The organism is Candidatus Eisenbacteria bacterium (assembly GCA_013140805.1).
GTDB lineage: Bacteria > Eisenbacteria > RBG-16-71-46 > RBG-16-71-46 > RBG-16-71-46 > JABFRW01.
In genome coordinates this window covers 1-15406 of the sequence record JABFRW010000041.1, presented here as the reverse complement: position 1 = coordinate 15406, position 15406 = coordinate 1, and the positions used below count along the sequence as shown (strand labels likewise).

General features: G+C 68.3%; 13 protein-coding genes. 4 read left to right on the top strand and 9 right to left on the bottom strand.

The genetic code is table 11. The features are described 5' to 3' along the window. Positions 1 to 6: 6 nt before the first annotated feature. On the bottom strand, positions 7 to 1416 hold the full coding sequence (sthA, locus tag HOP12_03965; GenBank protein ID NOT33308.1) for a Si-specific NAD(P)(+) transhydrogenase: 1410 nt from the start codon (positions 1414 to 1416) through the stop codon (positions 7 to 9). Further along, positions 1416 to 2276 carry an HDOD domain-containing protein gene (locus HOP12_03960; protein ID NOT33307.1) on the bottom strand — a complete coding sequence of 287 codons (861 nt, stop codon included), beginning with the start codon at positions 2274 to 2276 and terminating at the stop codon, positions 1416 to 1418. Before HOP12_03960 ends, sthA begins: the two co-directional genes overlap by 1 nt. A gap of 208 nt (positions 2277 to 2484) precedes the next feature. Between HOP12_03960 and HOP12_03955 the strand changes: the two genes are divergently transcribed. Both HOP12_03955 and HOP12_03950 read left to right on the top strand, forming a co-directional pair. Beyond that, positions 2485 to 4404 (top strand): type II/IV secretion system protein, encoded by a 1920-nt coding sequence (locus tag HOP12_03955; GenBank protein NOT33306.1) that lies wholly within the window; start codon positions 2485 to 2487, stop codon positions 4402 to 4404. Further along, a complete protein-coding gene (locus tag HOP12_03950) occupies positions 4401 to 5258 on the top strand; it encodes an HDOD domain-containing protein (protein NOT33305.1) in 858 nt (285 codons plus the stop codon). Before HOP12_03955 ends, HOP12_03950 begins: the two co-directional genes overlap by 4 nt. Positions 5259 to 5348: 90 nt before the next feature. On the opposite strand, the gene HOP12_03945 is transcribed toward HOP12_03950, so the two are convergent. From HOP12_03945 to HOP12_03920, 6 genes are all read right to left on the bottom strand, one after another. Further along, a complete protein-coding gene (locus tag HOP12_03945; protein ID NOT33304.1) occupies positions 5349 to 5630 on the bottom strand; it encodes an HU family DNA-binding protein in 282 nt (93 codons plus the stop codon). Between the two features lie 259 nt (positions 5631 to 5889). Beyond that, positions 5890 to 8544 (bottom strand): hypothetical protein, encoded by a 2655-nt coding sequence (locus HOP12_03940; protein NOT33303.1) that lies wholly within the window; start codon positions 8542 to 8544, stop codon positions 5890 to 5892. A gap of 85 nt (positions 8545 to 8629) precedes the next feature. After that, positions 8630 to 9223, bottom strand: coding sequence for a DinB family protein (locus HOP12_03935; protein ID NOT33302.1), 594 nt, complete (start codon positions 9221 to 9223; stop codon positions 8630 to 8632). Positions 9224 to 9300: 77 nt separating this feature from the next. Beyond that, positions 9301 to 9924, bottom strand: coding sequence for a DUF3052 domain-containing protein (locus tag HOP12_03930; GenBank protein NOT33301.1), 624 nt, complete (start codon positions 9922 to 9924; stop codon positions 9301 to 9303). Continuing rightward, on the bottom strand, positions 9914 to 11230 hold the full coding sequence (locus HOP12_03925) for a winged helix-turn-helix domain-containing protein (protein ID NOT33300.1): 1317 nt from the start codon (positions 11228 to 11230) through the stop codon (positions 9914 to 9916). The genes HOP12_03930 and HOP12_03925 overlap by 11 nt, the downstream gene beginning before the upstream one ends. Beyond that, positions 11227 to 12453 (bottom strand): CapA family protein, encoded by a 1227-nt coding sequence (locus tag HOP12_03920; protein NOT33299.1) that lies wholly within the window; start codon positions 12451 to 12453, stop codon positions 11227 to 11229. The genes HOP12_03925 and HOP12_03920 overlap by 4 nt, the downstream gene beginning before the upstream one ends. Positions 12454 to 12543: 90 nt before the next feature. On the opposite strand from HOP12_03920, the gene HOP12_03915 reads away from it, so the two are divergent. Both HOP12_03915 and HOP12_03910 read left to right on the top strand, forming a co-directional pair. Further along, complete coding sequence (locus HOP12_03915) at positions 12544 to 13503, top strand: ATP-binding cassette domain-containing protein (GenBank protein NOT33298.1); 960 nt, start codon at positions 12544 to 12546, stop codon at positions 13501 to 13503. Then, complete coding sequence (locus HOP12_03910; GenBank protein NOT33297.1) at positions 13500 to 14738, top strand: ABC transporter permease; 1239 nt, start codon at positions 13500 to 13502, stop codon at positions 14736 to 14738. Before HOP12_03915 ends, HOP12_03910 begins: the two co-directional genes overlap by 4 nt. Before the next feature lie 13 nt (positions 14739 to 14751). On the opposite strand, the gene HOP12_03905 is transcribed toward HOP12_03910, so the two are convergent. Continuing rightward, the coding region (locus HOP12_03905) for a (Fe-S)-binding protein (protein ID NOT33296.1) at positions 14752 to 15406 on the bottom strand (655 nt) is incomplete at its 5' end.

Genomic DNA, 15406 nt, shown 5'->3' with positions numbered 1-15406 from the left:
CGCGAGCTAGGCCGCGAGTCGCTTTTGCTCGAGCTGTCCGGACAGGCTCAACGCGGCGACGCGGTAGGACTCCGACATGGTCGGGAAGTTGAAGATGTTGTCGATCAGGGCGTCCACGCCGAGCCCGCCGAGGATCGCCATCTGCGCGACATGGATGTAGTCGGTCACGTTCTCGCCCGCCATGTGCGCACCCACGATGCGCCCGTCGGGAGCGGCCACCAGCTTGAGGAATCCCGAGGTGTCGCCCGAGATCCAGCCGCGCGCCACTTCGGAGAACTTGGCGCGGCCGACCACCACGTCGCCGAACTTGGCCAGCGCTTCGGCTTCGGTCATGCCGACGGTGGCGAGTTCGGGAATGGTGTAGATGCCCACTGGAACCACCGGCTCGGTGGCCGGATGCGGAAGGCCGAGCGCGTGACGTGCGGCGCGGCGGCCCTGCTCCATCGCGGTGGCGGCGAGGGCCGGGGGTCCGATCACGTCGCCGACCGCGTAGATGTGCGGCGCCGAAGTCTGGAAGAACTCGTTGACGGGGATGTGTCCGCGCGCCGACAGCGCGATGCCGGCGGCCGAGAGGTGCAGTTCGCGCACCGCGGCCACGCGCCCCACGGCACACAACGCCTTCTGGGCCTTGACCACGCGGCCGTCATCGAGCGTCACGGTGACGCCCTGCAGCGGATCGACCTCGAAGCGCGCGATCGAGCGACCACCCAGGTAGGTGCCACCGCGCTGCTCGAAGTCGTCGACGAATGCACGCGAGAGCTCGGGTTCGAGGAACGCCAGCGGCCGCGGCGCCTTGTCGATGATCGTGACGGCCACGTCGAGTGCGGTGAAGATCGAGGCGAATTCGCTCGCGATCACCCCGCCGCCCAGCACCACCATCGAAGTCGGCAGGTACGCCATCGAGAGCACGGAATCGCTGTCGAGCACGTGATCGTGATCGACCGGAATGTCATCGGGCGTCCGCGGTCGCGAGCCGGTCGCGATCACGAACGCGTTCGCCTGAATCGTGCGGCGCGAACCGCCCGGCAGTCGCACTTCGAGCGTGTGCGGATCGGTGAAGCGGGCGAGCCCGTGCAGCCAGTCGACGCCGTTGCGCTCGAGTTGATTGCCGATGAAGCGCTCGTGCGCGTTGCAGACTTCGCGCTGACGCTGGAGCATGAGTTCGACGCGCAGGTTTGCCGGCAACGGCCGGCGGAAGTCGACCGTCGATCGCATCCGCAGGCCCGCGAGGGCAGCGGCGGTCTCCCGCAGTGTCTTGCTCGGAATCGTGCCGCGGTGAACGCACTCGCCGCCGATCGCGCTGCCGCGTTCGACGACCAGCGCTCGAAAGCCCGCCTTCGAGGTCTGGATCGCCGCCTTCTGACCTGCGGGGCCGCCGCCGATCACCACCACGTCGAAACGTCCTGAGGTGTCGATCACGGCATTGCCTCCACGGCAGAGTGCACGTCGTCACGACGCTCGGCGAGCGCCTCGAGGTCCTCGACATAGAGGTCGAGCACATCGACCGACGGATGAGCGATATGGGAGATGTTCGTGAAACTGGAATCCGAAACCACGTGCGCGAAGTGATTCGCGAGTGCCACCGTGTGCACCTCGGACGGATGTGAAGGCGCGTTCTCGGGGTGGTGATGGTGCGCGATCGCGATCGCGATCCACTCGGCCAGATTCCAGCGCTCGGCCAGCAGGCCGCCGATCTCGCCGTGCATGTCTTCGACCACCCTGCGCGTGACCTCGATCGGAATCGCATGCCGCGCGTGCGCGTTGTCCTGCGCGATCAGATGGTGGAGCACCGGCTTTCCGACATCGTGCAGCAGTCCGGCCAGGAATGCGCCTTCGACACTGTGGCGGCGATAGCGCGCGATCTCGCGTGCCCAGTTCGCGCAGCATGCGGAGTGGCGCCACAGCTCCTCGATCGAGACTTCCTCCGGAGCGTTGGTGAACAGCGTGGTGCGCATGACCGCGGCCGCCGCGATTTCGCCGACCGTCGAGATCCCGAGCCGGCCGACCGCGTGGGGCAGCGAAACGATCGCGGCGCCGCGCGAGTAGAGCGCGCTGTTCGCGATCCGCAGCACGTTCGCGGTCAACGCGGGGTCGCGCTGCATGATCTGCGCGACTTCGCGGGTACCGCTCTCGTCGCGACGACACGCGGCGAGCACTGCCGTGGCCGTCTCCGGCAGCAGCGGCAGTTCGATGGGGCCGGACTCCAGGCGCGCGCGCAACGCCGACGCGAGCGAGTCCTCATCCATGGGGACAGGAAGCGGGGTGGCGGACGACATGAATTCCTCGAGGGACCCGGGGTGGACCGGCTGACAGGTCCAAGTGTCGGCCGCCGCGCCCGGAGTTTGAGGGGGCACGTTCAATTGAGAGCACTTCCGGCCGACACTTTGCCCCGAAGCCGCCCTCTGCGCGGTTTCGAGTTGTTTCATGCCGAGCACGGAAGCCGGCGAGCGGAGCCCCTGCGGCCGCCACCTAGGGAGGGGAGTCGTGCCCAACGCCGAACTGGATGCGTTCGAGTCGAAGCTGCTGGCCGAGGGCATCGTCAGCGAAGTCCAGCTGGCGCGCGCGCGCCGCGTCTCGGCCCATCTGAAGCAGCCGAAGTCGCCGGTCGAGATCCTGGTTTCGACCGGACAGCTGGCACGCTCCGAGTACGAACGCGTGTTGCGCGTGCATCAGGCGACGCTCTCGCTCGACGAGATCCTGGTCGCCAATCGAGCGCTCGACCCCGAGGGCCGCGCCGCTTACCAGCTGGCGCGATCGCAGAATCCCGACGGATCCGAGCGTGAGGTGCTGGTCGGCCGGCGCCTCGTGACCGAGGCGCAGTTCATGAACGCGGTCTCGCTCAAGCACGACCTCCCGATCGTCGAGCCCGATGCCGGACTCGTGGATCCGGCGCTGCTCGCCGACGTCTCGGTGCCGTACCTGGTTCGCAATCGGGTCCTGCCACTGCGGGTCGCCGACGAGGAGCTGTCGGTCGCCATGTCCGATCCGCTCGATGTCGCGTGCGTGGCCGAACTCGAGCGCATCTATCGCATGCCGGTGCGCCCCTGTCTCGCCGCCGAAGAGAAGATCGTCGCGACGCTCAAAACGGTGGAGCGCCTGCGCGACGGCCACGTGCCCGCGGCCGGGACCACGCTCCAGTACCGCGAGATCCGCGAGACCACCAGCGACGATCCATCGGGCCGTGGCGCGATCGGAATTCTCGACGATCTGCTGATGCGCGCGATCCAGATGCGTGCCAGCGATCTGCACGTCGAACCGCTCGAGCGCACGGTGCGCGTGCGGGTGCGAGTCGACGGCGTCATGCAGACGCTCACCGGACTGCCCGCCGCGTTCGCGCCGCAGCTCATCTCGCGCATCAAGGTGCTGGCCGACGCCGACATCGCCGAACGGCGCCTGCATCAGGACGGCCGCTTCCGCGTCAAGCTCGACGGCGGCGAGATCGACATTCGTGTTTCGACCTACGCCAGCATGTTCGGCGAGACCGCGGTGCTGCGACTGCTCGATCGCCGTCGCGGGCTGGTGTCGCTCGAGGATCTCGGCTTCGAGGCGCGGCCGCTCTCGATGTTGCGCGACGTCGTGTTGCGCGCGAACGCGGGCTGCATCCTGGTGACCGGCCCGACCGGCAGCGGCAAGACCACGACGCTCTACTCGTTCGTGGACTACGTGAATGATCCGGGCATCAAGGTGATCAGCGCCGAGGACCCGGTGGAATACATGATCCCCGGCGTGGCGCAGTGCTCGATCAACAGCAAGACCGGGCCGACCTTCGCGCAATCGCTGCGCGCGATCGTGCGCCAGGATCCCGACATCATCGTGGTCGGCGAGATCCGAGACGGCGAAACCGCCGCACTGGCGGTCGAGGCGGCGCTCACCGGTCATCAGGTGTTCTCGACGCTTCACACCGAAGACGCGGTCGGGGCGCTCATCCGCCTGATCGACCTCGGAGTCGAGCCCTACCTCGTGTCTTCGACGATCAGTGCGATCGTGGCCCAGCGGCTGGTGCGGCGCGTGTGTCCGAACTGCACCTCGCCGGTCGAGCCGTTGCGCGAGGATCTGCGCTATCTCGACATCGAACGCGCCGACCTCGCCGGTCTCAGCCTGATGGCCGGCCGCGGATGCGCCAATTGCAACGGCACCGGATACAAGGGTCGCGTCGCGATCCACGAGGTGCTGGTGCCGAGCGACGACCTGCGCGATGCGGTGCTGCGTCGCGCCGCGTCGCGTGAATTGCGTTCGCTGGCGCGCCACCTTCCGGTGTTCTCGACCCTTCAGGAGTCCGGAGTCATGCGGGCGCTGCAGGGGGACACCTCGCTGTCCGAAATCGTCGCGAATGCGCCGCGCGACCCGGACGCTCGACGCCCCACTGTGCTGCTCGAACTCATCCGCTCCGGAGGCCCTCGATGACTGCTCGCAAAGATGCCGACACACTGACGCTGGTCGAGCGCGTCCGCTCGCTCACCACGTCGGGGCGTTTCGGATTGCCACCGCTACCCGAGATCGCGCAGCGGCTGCTCGAGCTGCTGCAGAACGAGAATTCCGCGGATCCGCGCGGAGTGGCGGAACTGATTCAGAACGACCCGGCACTCGCCTCGTCGGTGCTGCGGCTCGCGAACTCCGCATCGTTCGGCGGCCTGCGTGCGGTGCAGGACCTGAGCGAGTCGGTCGCACGCCTCGGCCTGCGGCAGATCACCTCGCTCGTCACCGTGAGCGTTCAACGCGATCAGTTCGTCTCGTCGGATCCGCGCCGTGCCGAGCTGCTGCATCGCCTGTGGGACCAGTCGATCGCCACCGCAGTGGCCGCGCGTCAGCTCGCGGTGCGAGCGGGGGAAGAGCGGACCGAGGCGTTTCTCGCCGGGCTCCTTCACGACAGCGGCTGCCTGCTGGTGCTCAAGGCGGTCGACGAGCTGGAACGCGAGGGCGAGGCGCCGATCACCACCACGACGGTCGATGAGCTGTTCGACGCGCTGCACACCGAGCTCGGCGAACGGGTCCTGCGCGAATGGCGGATTCCGGAGCCGATCTGCGTGGTCGCGCGTCGCCATCACGATCCGACCGACGCCGCGCTCGATCGGCTCACCCTACGCGTGCAGGCCGCCGATGCGATCGCACGCAAGATCGGTCTCCACCTGCACCCCGAGCCGGACCTGGATCTGACGCTCGTTCCGGCGGTCGACCACTGCGGGCTCGACGAGCTGGAGCTGGCGGAGTTGCTGGTGGACATCGAGGACGAGGTGCAACAGGTCAAGACGCTGTTCTAGCCGCGAGTCGGCGCGAACCCCATCACCAGGCAAAAAACGACGGCCCCGGAGCGTGAGTCCCGGGGCCGTCGATCGTACAAATGGAGCCGCCTACTTGAGTGCCAGCTCCTTCATTGCCTTGGCGATCCGGAACTTGAGCACGGTCTTCGCCGGAATCTTGATCGCTTCGCCGGTCTGCGGGTTGCGACCCATGCGGGCCTTGCGCTTCACGACCACGAGCTTGCCGACGCCCGGGAACACGAAGCCATTCTTCGCCTGCTTGGCGGCCAGCGTCGCGAGCTCTTCGAGAATCGCGGTGCCGGTCTTCTTCGTGAGCTCAAATTTGGTCGCGATGTGAGCGGCGATCTGCGACTTCGTCATCATCTTTGCCATCAGTGACGCTCTCCTTCCTGTCCTTGGAAATGGTACGAGCCTCAGGGACGGATCAGCGCTCTGTGCGCCTTCCCTGCGTGTGTATAGCAGCGCCGTGCATGATTTCAAAGGGATTTCTCGCGCCCACCCGCGTTCCGGCCGCGTCCAGAGCGGTCGGAAACGTTGCAACATCCGGGCCGCTCCAACCGCGGTCGGAAATGCCCTCACATGGCCCGCGACCGCGATACATGCGGCTGCGCCGCCAAGTCGCTGCAACACTTCAACGAAGCTTCACCACCCGAGTGGTTCGCGTCTCACCACCGGCGCGGGTCGCGCGCACGAAGTAAACCCCGGCAGAGACCGGGCGGCCCGCATCGTCGCGACCGTTCCACTCGATCGCATGACGGCCGGCCGCGAGCGAGCCGCGATGCAGTTCCCGGATCGCGCGCCCCGCGCCGTCGAACGCTCGCACCTGGGCGACGGTCGTGCTCGGCAGTTCCAGTTCGATGCGGGTGAGGCCGCGGAACGGATTGGGAGTCGCGGAGCCGAGCGCGAAGCGCCCGCGCTCGCCACGTGACGCGACCTCGACCGGCAGCTCGGCGAGCGCCAGCGACCAGCTCGAGCGTCCGTGAGTGAACGCCACCAGCTTGCGAGTGAAGGGCTCGAGCGCCAGGTCGAACACGGTCTGCACCGGCATTCCCTGACCGAGCGGATACCAGGTCGTGCCTCGATTCGCCGTGGTATAGACCCCGACGTCGGTGGCGAGGAACAGGCGCTGGGGATTCGCGGGGTCGACCAGCAGGTCGTTCGCGGGCACGTCCGGCAGGTCGGCCGCGATGTCGCTCCAGCTCGCGCCGCGATTGGTGCTGCGATGGACGTGCGCCAGGTGCTCGTCCTGGCCGAAGCCCGAATGCGTCACGTACACCACGTTCGAATCCGCCGGATCCGCGGTGACGCGGGTGACCCATCGGATCGGCAGCCCGGCGGTGATCTCGGTCCAGCCGGTACCGCCGTTCGAAGAGCGCCAGACGCGGCCGTCGTCCGTACCCGCGTAGTAGAGGTGGGGGGTGACCGGCGAGATGTCGAGCGTCGTCAGGGTGCTGAAGGACAGCAACGAGGTGGTGTTGTTGCGCGTCAGGTCGGAGCTCACCACCGAATAGCTGATGCCGTTGTCGGTGCTCTTGTAGACGCGCTGGCTTCCAAGCAGCAGCACGTTGTGATCGTGCGGGCTCATCACGGCGGGCGTGCTCCAGTTGAAGCGATCGGAGATGAAGAGGCCGGAAGGTCCGATGAACGAGCCAGAGAAGCCGAAGTTCGTGGACCGCAGCAAACCCGCGCCTCCCGACGCGTACTGAGACTCCGCGAACACGATCGCGTTGTTGGTCGGATCGACCAGCACGTAGAAGCCGTCTCCCCCGAGCATCGGCAGCCAGTCGTTGGTGGCGCCGGTCGGAGTACGGATCGAATTGTTGTCCTGGGTGCCACCGAACAGGCGTTCGGGAAAGAACGGATCGATGGTGCCGGCGTAGAACTGCGTGATCGGCAGGTCGAGCGACTTGGTCCAGTTGGCGCCGGAGTTGATGCTCGAGAAGAATCCGCCGTCGTTGCCCAGGTAGAGTTGCGCGGGATTCGCGGGATCGATCCACAGCGCGTGCTGATCGACGTGCGCGGAACCGGTGCGGTTCACCCACGTCACGCCGCCGTCGGTGGAACGCAGAAAGTTCACGCCCGTTGCATAGACGATGCTGGGATTGGTCGGCGTCACCACGGTCTCGCCGAAGTACCAGCCGAAGCCGCCGAACGCATTGAGAAACGCCGCACCGGTGTCGCGGCGCGTCCAGCTCTCACCCGCGTCGGTGGTGCGATAGAAGCCGAGACCGTTGTAGCCGAGCGCCGCACCCTGGATGATCTGCGCGTAGAGCGTCGAGGGACTCGATGCCGCGATCGCAAGCCCGATGCGGCCCACGTCGTCGGACGGCGCCGGCAGTCCGTTCTGGAGCCGGGTCCAGGTGGTGCCGAAATTGGTGCTTCGCCAGATCCCGCAACTCGGGCCGAAGGCGCGGCGATAGGTGAAGTGGCGTACCCGCTCCCAGGTTGCGCAGTAGACCGTTTCAGGATGCGCGGGATTGATCGCGATGTCGATCACCCCGGTGCTGTCGTTGAGGAACAGGGTCTTGGACCAGCTCGCCCCGCCGTCCTCGCTGCGATAGAGCCCGCGGTCCGAGTTGGTCGAGAACTGGGTTCCCATCGCCGCCACGTAGACCCGATTGGGATTCGACGGGTCGACCTCGATCGCGCCGATACGGCGCGTCTCCGCGAGGCCGAGCGGCTGCCAGCTGGTGCCGGCGTTCGTGCTCTTGAACACACCGGCGCCGTCGTAGGAATCGACCGCCGAGTTCGCTTCGCCGGTCCCCACGTACAGCACGTTGGCGTCGGAGGGATCCAGCTCGAGTGCCCCGATCGAGTAGATGCCGAACTCGTCGAAGATCGGCGTCCAGTTCACACCTGCGTTGACCGACTTGAAGACGCCGCCGTTGGCTGCGCCGAGATAGACATTCGCTCCGCCCGGTGCGACCGCGAGCGCAGTGACGCGCCCGCCGATGTTGTAGGGCCCGCTGCTGGTCCAGTTCAAGCTGGCGGCGATGCGATCGCCACCGGCCTTGTTCGGCAGGCCGGCGCGATCCTGCCGCGCACGAGCGACCGCGGCGTGCCACTTCTCCTGCGGGATCTCGGCGTACGGCCACGCGCGCTGCAGCGCGAACCACTCGCCGGGGTATTGCCCGCCCTCGTCCTTCCCGCCTTTGTCGGCGCGCTCGGCGTGCATGGCGCTCGGACGCGAGGCTGGAAGCAGGCGCGGGCCGAGCCAGATCGCCGCGACGCCGAGCACGGCGAGCGCGGCCGACCACAACCGAAACCGAGTCGAGCGATGCGTCATGCGGACTCCGAAGGTGCGTGGGGCAACGAAGGGGCGCCCCGTTTCGGAGCGACCCCTCGATTCGACTCGGTGAGGAGCGAGGCGGCTACTTTCCGCCCTTCGCCTTCGCGGCTTCCGCTTCCTGCCGCGCGGTCCAGGGAGGCGTGATCTTGTTCATGCGCGCATACGCGATCGACTGACCGAGGTGCTCGTGGCAGTGCGACAGCACCAGCATGTAGGCGCCACGCGCCGTGGTCTTCATGCCGAACAGGTCGACCGGCTTTTCCAGGTCGGCGTCGGATGCATTCACGACCGCGGCCTTCACGTGCACGAACGACTCCTTGAGCGCCTTCTGAATGTCGGCCTTCTTGGTCAGCGAGCCTTCGTACTTCATGAAGTCGAAGCCCGCCGGCGGCGCCACGCCCATGAACGACGGAATGCCGAAGTTCGCCGCCGCGACGTGCATGAACACCTGGCCGGTCGAGCGCACGCCCTTGCCGGGCGTCCACGCGTAGCCCTTCTCCGGCGTCGCTTCGGCGAGATCGTTGAGCTTGCTCTCGGCGTCGCTGATCCACATCAGCATCTCGCCCTTGACGCCCGCAGGCATCTCGGCGCCACCCATGTGCGAGTCGGCGAATGCGGGGGCGGCGATGAGCGAGAGCGCGGTACACGCGGTGAGGAAACGGACGAATCGATGCATGAAACCCTCCTGGTCGATGCGGGGATGAGCGCGGCGCCGACCACGGCGCCGCGGCGGGAGTGGGAATGAGGCGCAGTCTAGCGCACGTGGGTCGTCCGTTGCGCGAGCGGGATCACCAGCTTGAGGGCACTGTGGGTGGGCGAGAACGCGACGACTTTGACGTCCACGAGTCGCGCCCGCAGGGCGGCCGCGCGTACGTGGTCTTCGTTGAGCTCGCGCCGGCCCTTCGCCCACACCACCCAGACGCCGCCGGCCGCGGCGATCGCCTCACGCAGTGTGGTGAGCCGCGCAAGATCCGCGAGCCGCTCGACGCCGAGGAACACCAGGTCGCTGCCGGACTTGACGCGTCCGCGCGACACCGTGGCCGCGCGTGCGCTGAGATCGGCGAGGAATCCGGCATCGCTTACGCCGATCACCGCGACCGTGTGCGCAGGCTTGACCCCGAGCTTGTCGAGCACCGACTTCGGGTTGCGAATGCGGTCGGCCCAGCGCTCCGCCTCGTCACCGAGTTCCAACGACAGCACTCCCTCGGGAGTGTCGAGCTTGAGCATTCCCGCTCTCACGGTGATCCCTCGCAGCGTCGAGAACGCCGCGCGGACCCGGAACTCGCCGCGAAAGATCAGCTCGCTGCTCTCGAGCAGCGCGCGTCCCTGGGATCGCTGGCGCCGCCACACCGCGGTGCACGCCTTCTCACGCCCCACGCGAAACAGCTCCTCTCTCGCTCGCCTGTTTGACCTCACGCGACCGTTTGGCCGGCGTCACTCGCTTGACGCGAATTCGCTCGGCGCCCGTGAAGGTGGCGAGCGCGCCCACGGCCTCTCCGAGTCCCGAGATCACGGCGGCCGCCGTGACGTTTCCCCAGCCGGCGGCGGGCGGCTCGCCGTGCGTCACCGCCCACGGCTCGAGATGCACGTGAACCAGTTCGAGCAGGCGCGTGGCGCGATGGTTCTTGGCATCGACGCGTCCGACCAGCTGACCGTCGTGAAGAATCGGCAGCGAGTAGTAACCGTGCACGCGTTTGTGCCCCGGCGTGTAGACCTCGAGCGTGTAGTCGAAGCCGAACAGCTTGCGCGTGCGATCGCGATGCCACAGGAACGAGTCGAACGGCGACAGCAGCGTGGTGCCCGTCGAGGCCACGCCCCGGCGCCCCGCACGCGCGAGCGCCGGCAGATCGGCAGCCAGCGCGTACCAGCGCGTCGCGCCCGCTGCGCGCGTTGCCGCACTGCGCACCCGCAGCTCCACGACTTCGCCGCTCTTCCGCATCGAATCGAGCGCGCGGCGTCGAACGGTGGCCGGAGTGCGCGGAAACGTCAGATAGAGTCGCAGGTCGGTCTCGGTCGCTGCACCCATCGCAAGCAGCGAGCGTCGGATGCGCCAGCGCTGAAACTCCTCGGAGTCGGGCGGCGAGACGGTCGCGATCTCGGGCAGCACGCGCTCGGCCAGGTGATAGCGCTTGTGAAAGTGCCGGCGCGAGTGCACCAGCGTCGTGCCGGTCATCCACAGATAGTCGAGCGCGTGGGTGGTGGGCTTCCAGTTCCACCACCCGGCGGCACCGCCACTCTTGCCCTCACCGAAATCGGCACTCCCGAGCGGGCCGCCGGCGCGCAACTCGGCTTCGACCTGGCGCAGGATCGGTTCGTTCTTCTGCAACCACGTGACCCACCCGCGCGACGTGACGCTGTAGTCGAGCATCGCGCGTCGCCATCCGGCGAGATCGCCTCGGCTCACCAGGCACGCGGCATGAGCCCAGTAGTCGAACAGCAGACGGCGGCGGTAGACGAGCCGATCGAGTCGCTCGCGGTCGTAGGGCCCGAAACGGCTGAACAGCGTGAGGTAGTGCGCGCGTTCGATGACGTTGATCGAATCGAGCTGCAATCCGCCCACCGCTTCGACGAACTGCACCAGCCGTCGAGGCGAGAGCGATCGTGCGCGTGGTCGCTTGAGGTGCTGACGCTCCAGGAACAGCGCGGCGACCGCCTTGAGCGAGACCTCGGGGATCGCGCTCATCGCCCCGGCACCGGTTGGGCGTCTCCGAGGTAGGTCGCAAGTTGCGGCAGCGTGGCCGGAAACGAGCGCGACAGCTCGGCGATGCGCCTCAAGGCGTCCTCGCGCTCGACGCCGTCGAGCACCGACGGCTGAAACGCGCGCTCGGGCCAGGTGGTGAAGTGCAACGGAACCAGATCGGCTTCGATCGAGCCCGCGCGACCGATCCGCATGCGCGCGAGGGCCGACAGTCGATCGCTCGGTTCCTTGATGCCGCCGTACACGAAATTGCCGAGCGAATAGAAGATCGGAGCGCCCCGGTACAGCTCGACGCCCTGCAGCCGATGCGGATGAGCGCCCAGCACCGCCTTGCAGCCCAGGTCGACGCACAGGTGCGCGAGTTCGATCTGATAGTCGCGCACCTCGTACGAGCCTTCCTTGCCCCAGTGGAAGAATGGAACGGCGATGTCCACCCGCGGGATCAACTCCTCGACGTCCGCGCGCACCATGGCGCGGATGCAGTCGAGATTCTGATAGCAGCCCGCCGCACCCCAGCGCTTCGCGGTCGCGTAGATCTGGGCGGGCTCCAGCATGTCGGGCGGGGCCTGGAAGTAATAGCCGAGCAGGCCCACGCGCAGGCCCTGACGCTCGAGGATGCAGGGGCGGCGGGCGACCCGCAGGTTGCGGCCGGCCCCGAAGTGCCGGATTCCCGAGCGGTCGAGCGTCGCGATCGTGTCCTCGACTCCCGCGCGTCCGTAGTCGCGAATGTGATTGTTGGCGAGCGACACCACGTCGACGCCGCCGTGCTTCAGGATCTCGACCAGTTCCGGCCGCGCCCGGAAGTTGAAGTTCTTCGCCAGCTTCTCGCCGCGCTCGGTGAATCCGCACTCGAGGTTCACGATCGAGAGATCAGCCTGGTCGAGAAGCTGGCGCACGCACGCGAAGTAGAGAGGCCACAGCTGCTCGCGCGTCTGGCCGGCGGCGAGCTGGGCGTCGAAGTGATCCTGCAGGTTGTAGCCGAGCACCGTGTCGCCCGCCGCGGCCAGCAGGACGCTCGGGAACCCCTCGCGCAGCGAGTCGGGTGGCGCACTCGGGCGCTCGACGCGCAACGAATCGAACGCAGCCGCGGGCGTGGGGGCGCTCTCGCCGGGCTGCGCGAGGCCGTTGCGCGCCCATGCGGGCAGCGCGAGGCCGGCCGCGGCGGCGAGCGAACGGGCGAGAAAACTTCGGCGTGGGATCGATCGCATGGAGGAAGTTCGGGCGCCGGGGCACCGCCGGCGCGGGCATTGAACCACACGATTGACCCTGCGGCGCAAGTCATGCGAGCGTGCCGGCCGATGACGCCCGCACTTCTAGAAGTTCGATCGATCGCCAAGCGCTACGGCGACCTTCAGGCCGTGCATCCGCTCACGTTCGAGGTGCGACGCGGCGAGATCTTCGGCTTCCTGGGCCCGAATGGCGCCGGCAAGACCACCACGCTGCGCATGCTGCTCGGCATCACCCGCCCGGACGGCGGTGAGGTGCGCTTCGACGGCGCGCGAGGACTCGATCCGATGCGCGCCGGCTATCTGCCCGAAGAGCGCGGCCTGTTCGACGACATGCCGATCCTCGAGACACTCGTCTATCTCGGCGAGCTGCACGGCATGCGCGCCTCCGACGCACGAACGGAAGCGACGACGTGGCTCGACCGCTTCGGGCTCGCCGATCGGGCACGCACCCGGCTCGGCATCCTCTCCAAGGGCAATCAGCAGAAGGTTCAGCTCGCAGCGGCGCTGCTGCATCGCCCGGCGCTCGCGGTGCTCGACGAACCGTTCTCGGGCCTCGATCCGCTCAATCAGGAGCTGCTGTTCGGAGTGTTGAACGAGCTGTGTGCCTCCGGCAGCGCGGTGCTGCTGTCAGCCCACCAGCTCGATCTGGTCGAACGGCTCGCGCATCGCTTCCTGCTGATCTCGCGCGGGCGCGCCGTGTTGCAGGGCACTCTCGACGAGATCCGTCACGACGCAGCCGGCGGCGCCGCCGAAGTGCTGGCGCTGCGGCTCGATCCGCACCCGGGCGCCACCCTCGATGCCGACGCGGTGCACCGTGCGGTCGCCGGCCCGCTCGCCGGCGCCGAGGCGACGATCCGGCATGCGGGCGACGGTTCGCTCACGCTCGAAGCGCCGCTGGCGGCCGGCAGCGACCTCGCGCCCTGGGTGGCGGCGGTGGCCCCGCACGCGCGCGTGCGCGCGGCCGAGTCGCGACGACTCAGGCTCCACGAGATCTACCTGCGCGCGGTGGGCGAGGAGGTGGAGTCGTGATCCCGGCGACGCCCTATCGCCGCGCCACCCCGGCGTGGCTGGTGGTGATGCGCTGGGAGGTCCTGCGCATCCTGCGACAGCCGACGTTCGTGGTCTCCCTGCTCATCACGCCGCTGCTCGCGGTCGGCACGCCGTGGCTGATCAGCAAGCTCGGCCATCGCAATCCGCCGCGGGTCGCGGTCGCGTGGACGAACACGGTCGGCGAGATCACCGAGACCGGGCCGCACGCACTCGCGCGCGCACAGCACATCGCGTGGGTGCCGGACGCCGACGTGCCTCGCGACACCGTGCAACTGAAGGAGCGCGTGGCGAGCGGCAAGCTCGCCGGCGCCCTGCTGGTGCCGGCGGACTATGCAGAAGGCGGCGAGGTGCGGGTGTGGGTCAAGCGCGGTGCGCCGGGCTGGGCCGGCGGGCTTGCCGGAATGTTCCGTGAGGACGCGCGCGCGGCGCGGGCCGCGCGGCTCGGGTTGCCGGCCGGCTCGCTCGAGGCGCTCGACGCCGATGTTTCGGTCGAGCTGCGACCGCTCTCAGAAGGCGGGAGCACCAAATTGGGCGGATTCCTGATCGTGTTCGGAATCCTGATGCTCATGATGATGGTGGTGTTCTCGAGCATCTCGTACCTGATTGCCGGCATCGGCGCCGAGAAACAGGCCCGCGTGACCGAGGTGGTCGTCTCCGCGATCCCGCCGCAGGCCTGGATGGACGGCAAGATCCTTGGCTTCACCGTGATCGGCCTGCTGATGGCGGTGGTGTGGGGCGCGTCGCTGCTGGTCGCCGCTGTGCTGCTGCGCTTTCCGCTGCCGAGCGGCGTGCAGCCGGGGGTGCTGGCGGTGACGCTGGTGTTCGCGACCTGCGGTCTCTACCTGTACAACGCGATGTTTGCGGGCATCATGGCGTCGATCCGCAGCATGCAGTCGTCGTCGGGCTCGCAGACCTGGTTTTTCATGCTGCCGTTCGCGCCGTTCTTCCTGCTCGACCCGCTGCGCGACGACCCCGATGCCGCGTGGCTTGCGGTGGCCACGCTGATCCCGCCGCTCACGCCCAGCATGGTGCCGGTGCGCCTCGTGATGCAGGCGATCACGTGGTGGGAGGTGGTGCTGGCGCTCGGGGTGCTGATCGGGGCGTGCTTCTACATGCGCCGCGCCGCGGGGCGGATCTTCCGGCTCGGCATGCTGCTCTACGGGAAAGACATGACGATGCCCGAGATCCTGCGCTGGATGCGGGAGAAGGACTAGCGGCCGAAACGCGCTACGCCGGATACGCGCGTGCGATCACGTCCACCAGGTGCTCGATCGCGCCGCTCGAGCCGCGCGCCGCCGCGCCGCGCCGCATGTGGAGCAGGCAGCCGGGATTCGAGGCGACGGTCAGGTGCGCCCGCGCCGCCTCGATGGTGTCGAGCTTGCCGGTGAGCTGCGCGTCGGCGAGATCGGGCTGCGTCAGGTTGTAGACCCCGGCACTCCCGCAACACCAGTCGCTGTTCGCGAGTTCGACCAGCGCCACGCCGGGCAGCCCGCGCAGCAGCTCGCGCGGTGCGCTTCGCACCTTCTGCGCGTGCGCGAGATGACAGGCATCGTGGTAGGCGACTCGCAACGGCGCGGACGCGTCGAGCGGAGCGTGTTGCGCCTGCGCTCCGGCCGGCAGTCCGAGCGCCGCCAGGACTTCCGACACGTCGCGCGCCAGCGCGCCGAACGCGACGTCGCCGCTCAGGTGCGCGCTCTCGCGCAGTGCCGCCCCGCAGCCGGCCGAGTTCGTGACGATCGCCTCGCAGCCGGCGGCCGAACCGCGCGCGAACACGCGTGCGTTCTCGGTGATGAGCGCGCGCGAGGTGTCGCGCAGCCCGGCGTGAGCCTGCAGCGCGCCGCAGCAGGTCTGCGCGTGCGGCACCGTGACGCGCGCACCCGCC

Excerpts from the sequence above, each read along its gene's own strand:
- HOP12_03960 (NOT33307.1), bottom strand. The coding sequence starts at position 2,276 with ATGTCGTCCGCCACCCCGCTTCCTGTCCCCATGGATGAGGACTCGCTC.
- HOP12_03950 (NOT33305.1), top strand. The coding sequence starts at position 4,401 with ATGACTGCTCGCAAAGATGCCGACACACTGACGCTGGTCGAGCGCGTC.
- HOP12_03945 (NOT33304.1), bottom strand. The coding sequence starts at position 5,630 with ATGGCAAAGATGATGACGAAGTCGCAGATCGCCGCTCACATCGCGACC.
- HOP12_03940 (NOT33303.1), bottom strand. The coding sequence starts at position 8,544 with ATGACGCATCGCTCGACTCGGTTTCGGTTGTGGTCGGCCGCGCTCGCC.
- HOP12_03935 (NOT33302.1), bottom strand. The coding sequence starts at position 9,223 with ATGCATCGATTCGTCCGTTTCCTCACCGCGTGTACCGCGCTCTCGCTC.
- HOP12_03925 (NOT33300.1), bottom strand. The coding sequence starts at position 11,230 with ATGAGCGCGATCCCCGAGGTCTCGCTCAAGGCGGTCGCCGCGCTGTTC.
- HOP12_03920 (NOT33299.1), bottom strand. The coding sequence starts at position 12,453 with ATGCGATCGATCCCACGCCGAAGTTTTCTCGCCCGTTCGCTCGCCGCC.
- HOP12_03915 (NOT33298.1), top strand. The coding sequence starts at position 12,544 with ATGACGCCCGCACTTCTAGAAGTTCGATCGATCGCCAAGCGCTACGGC.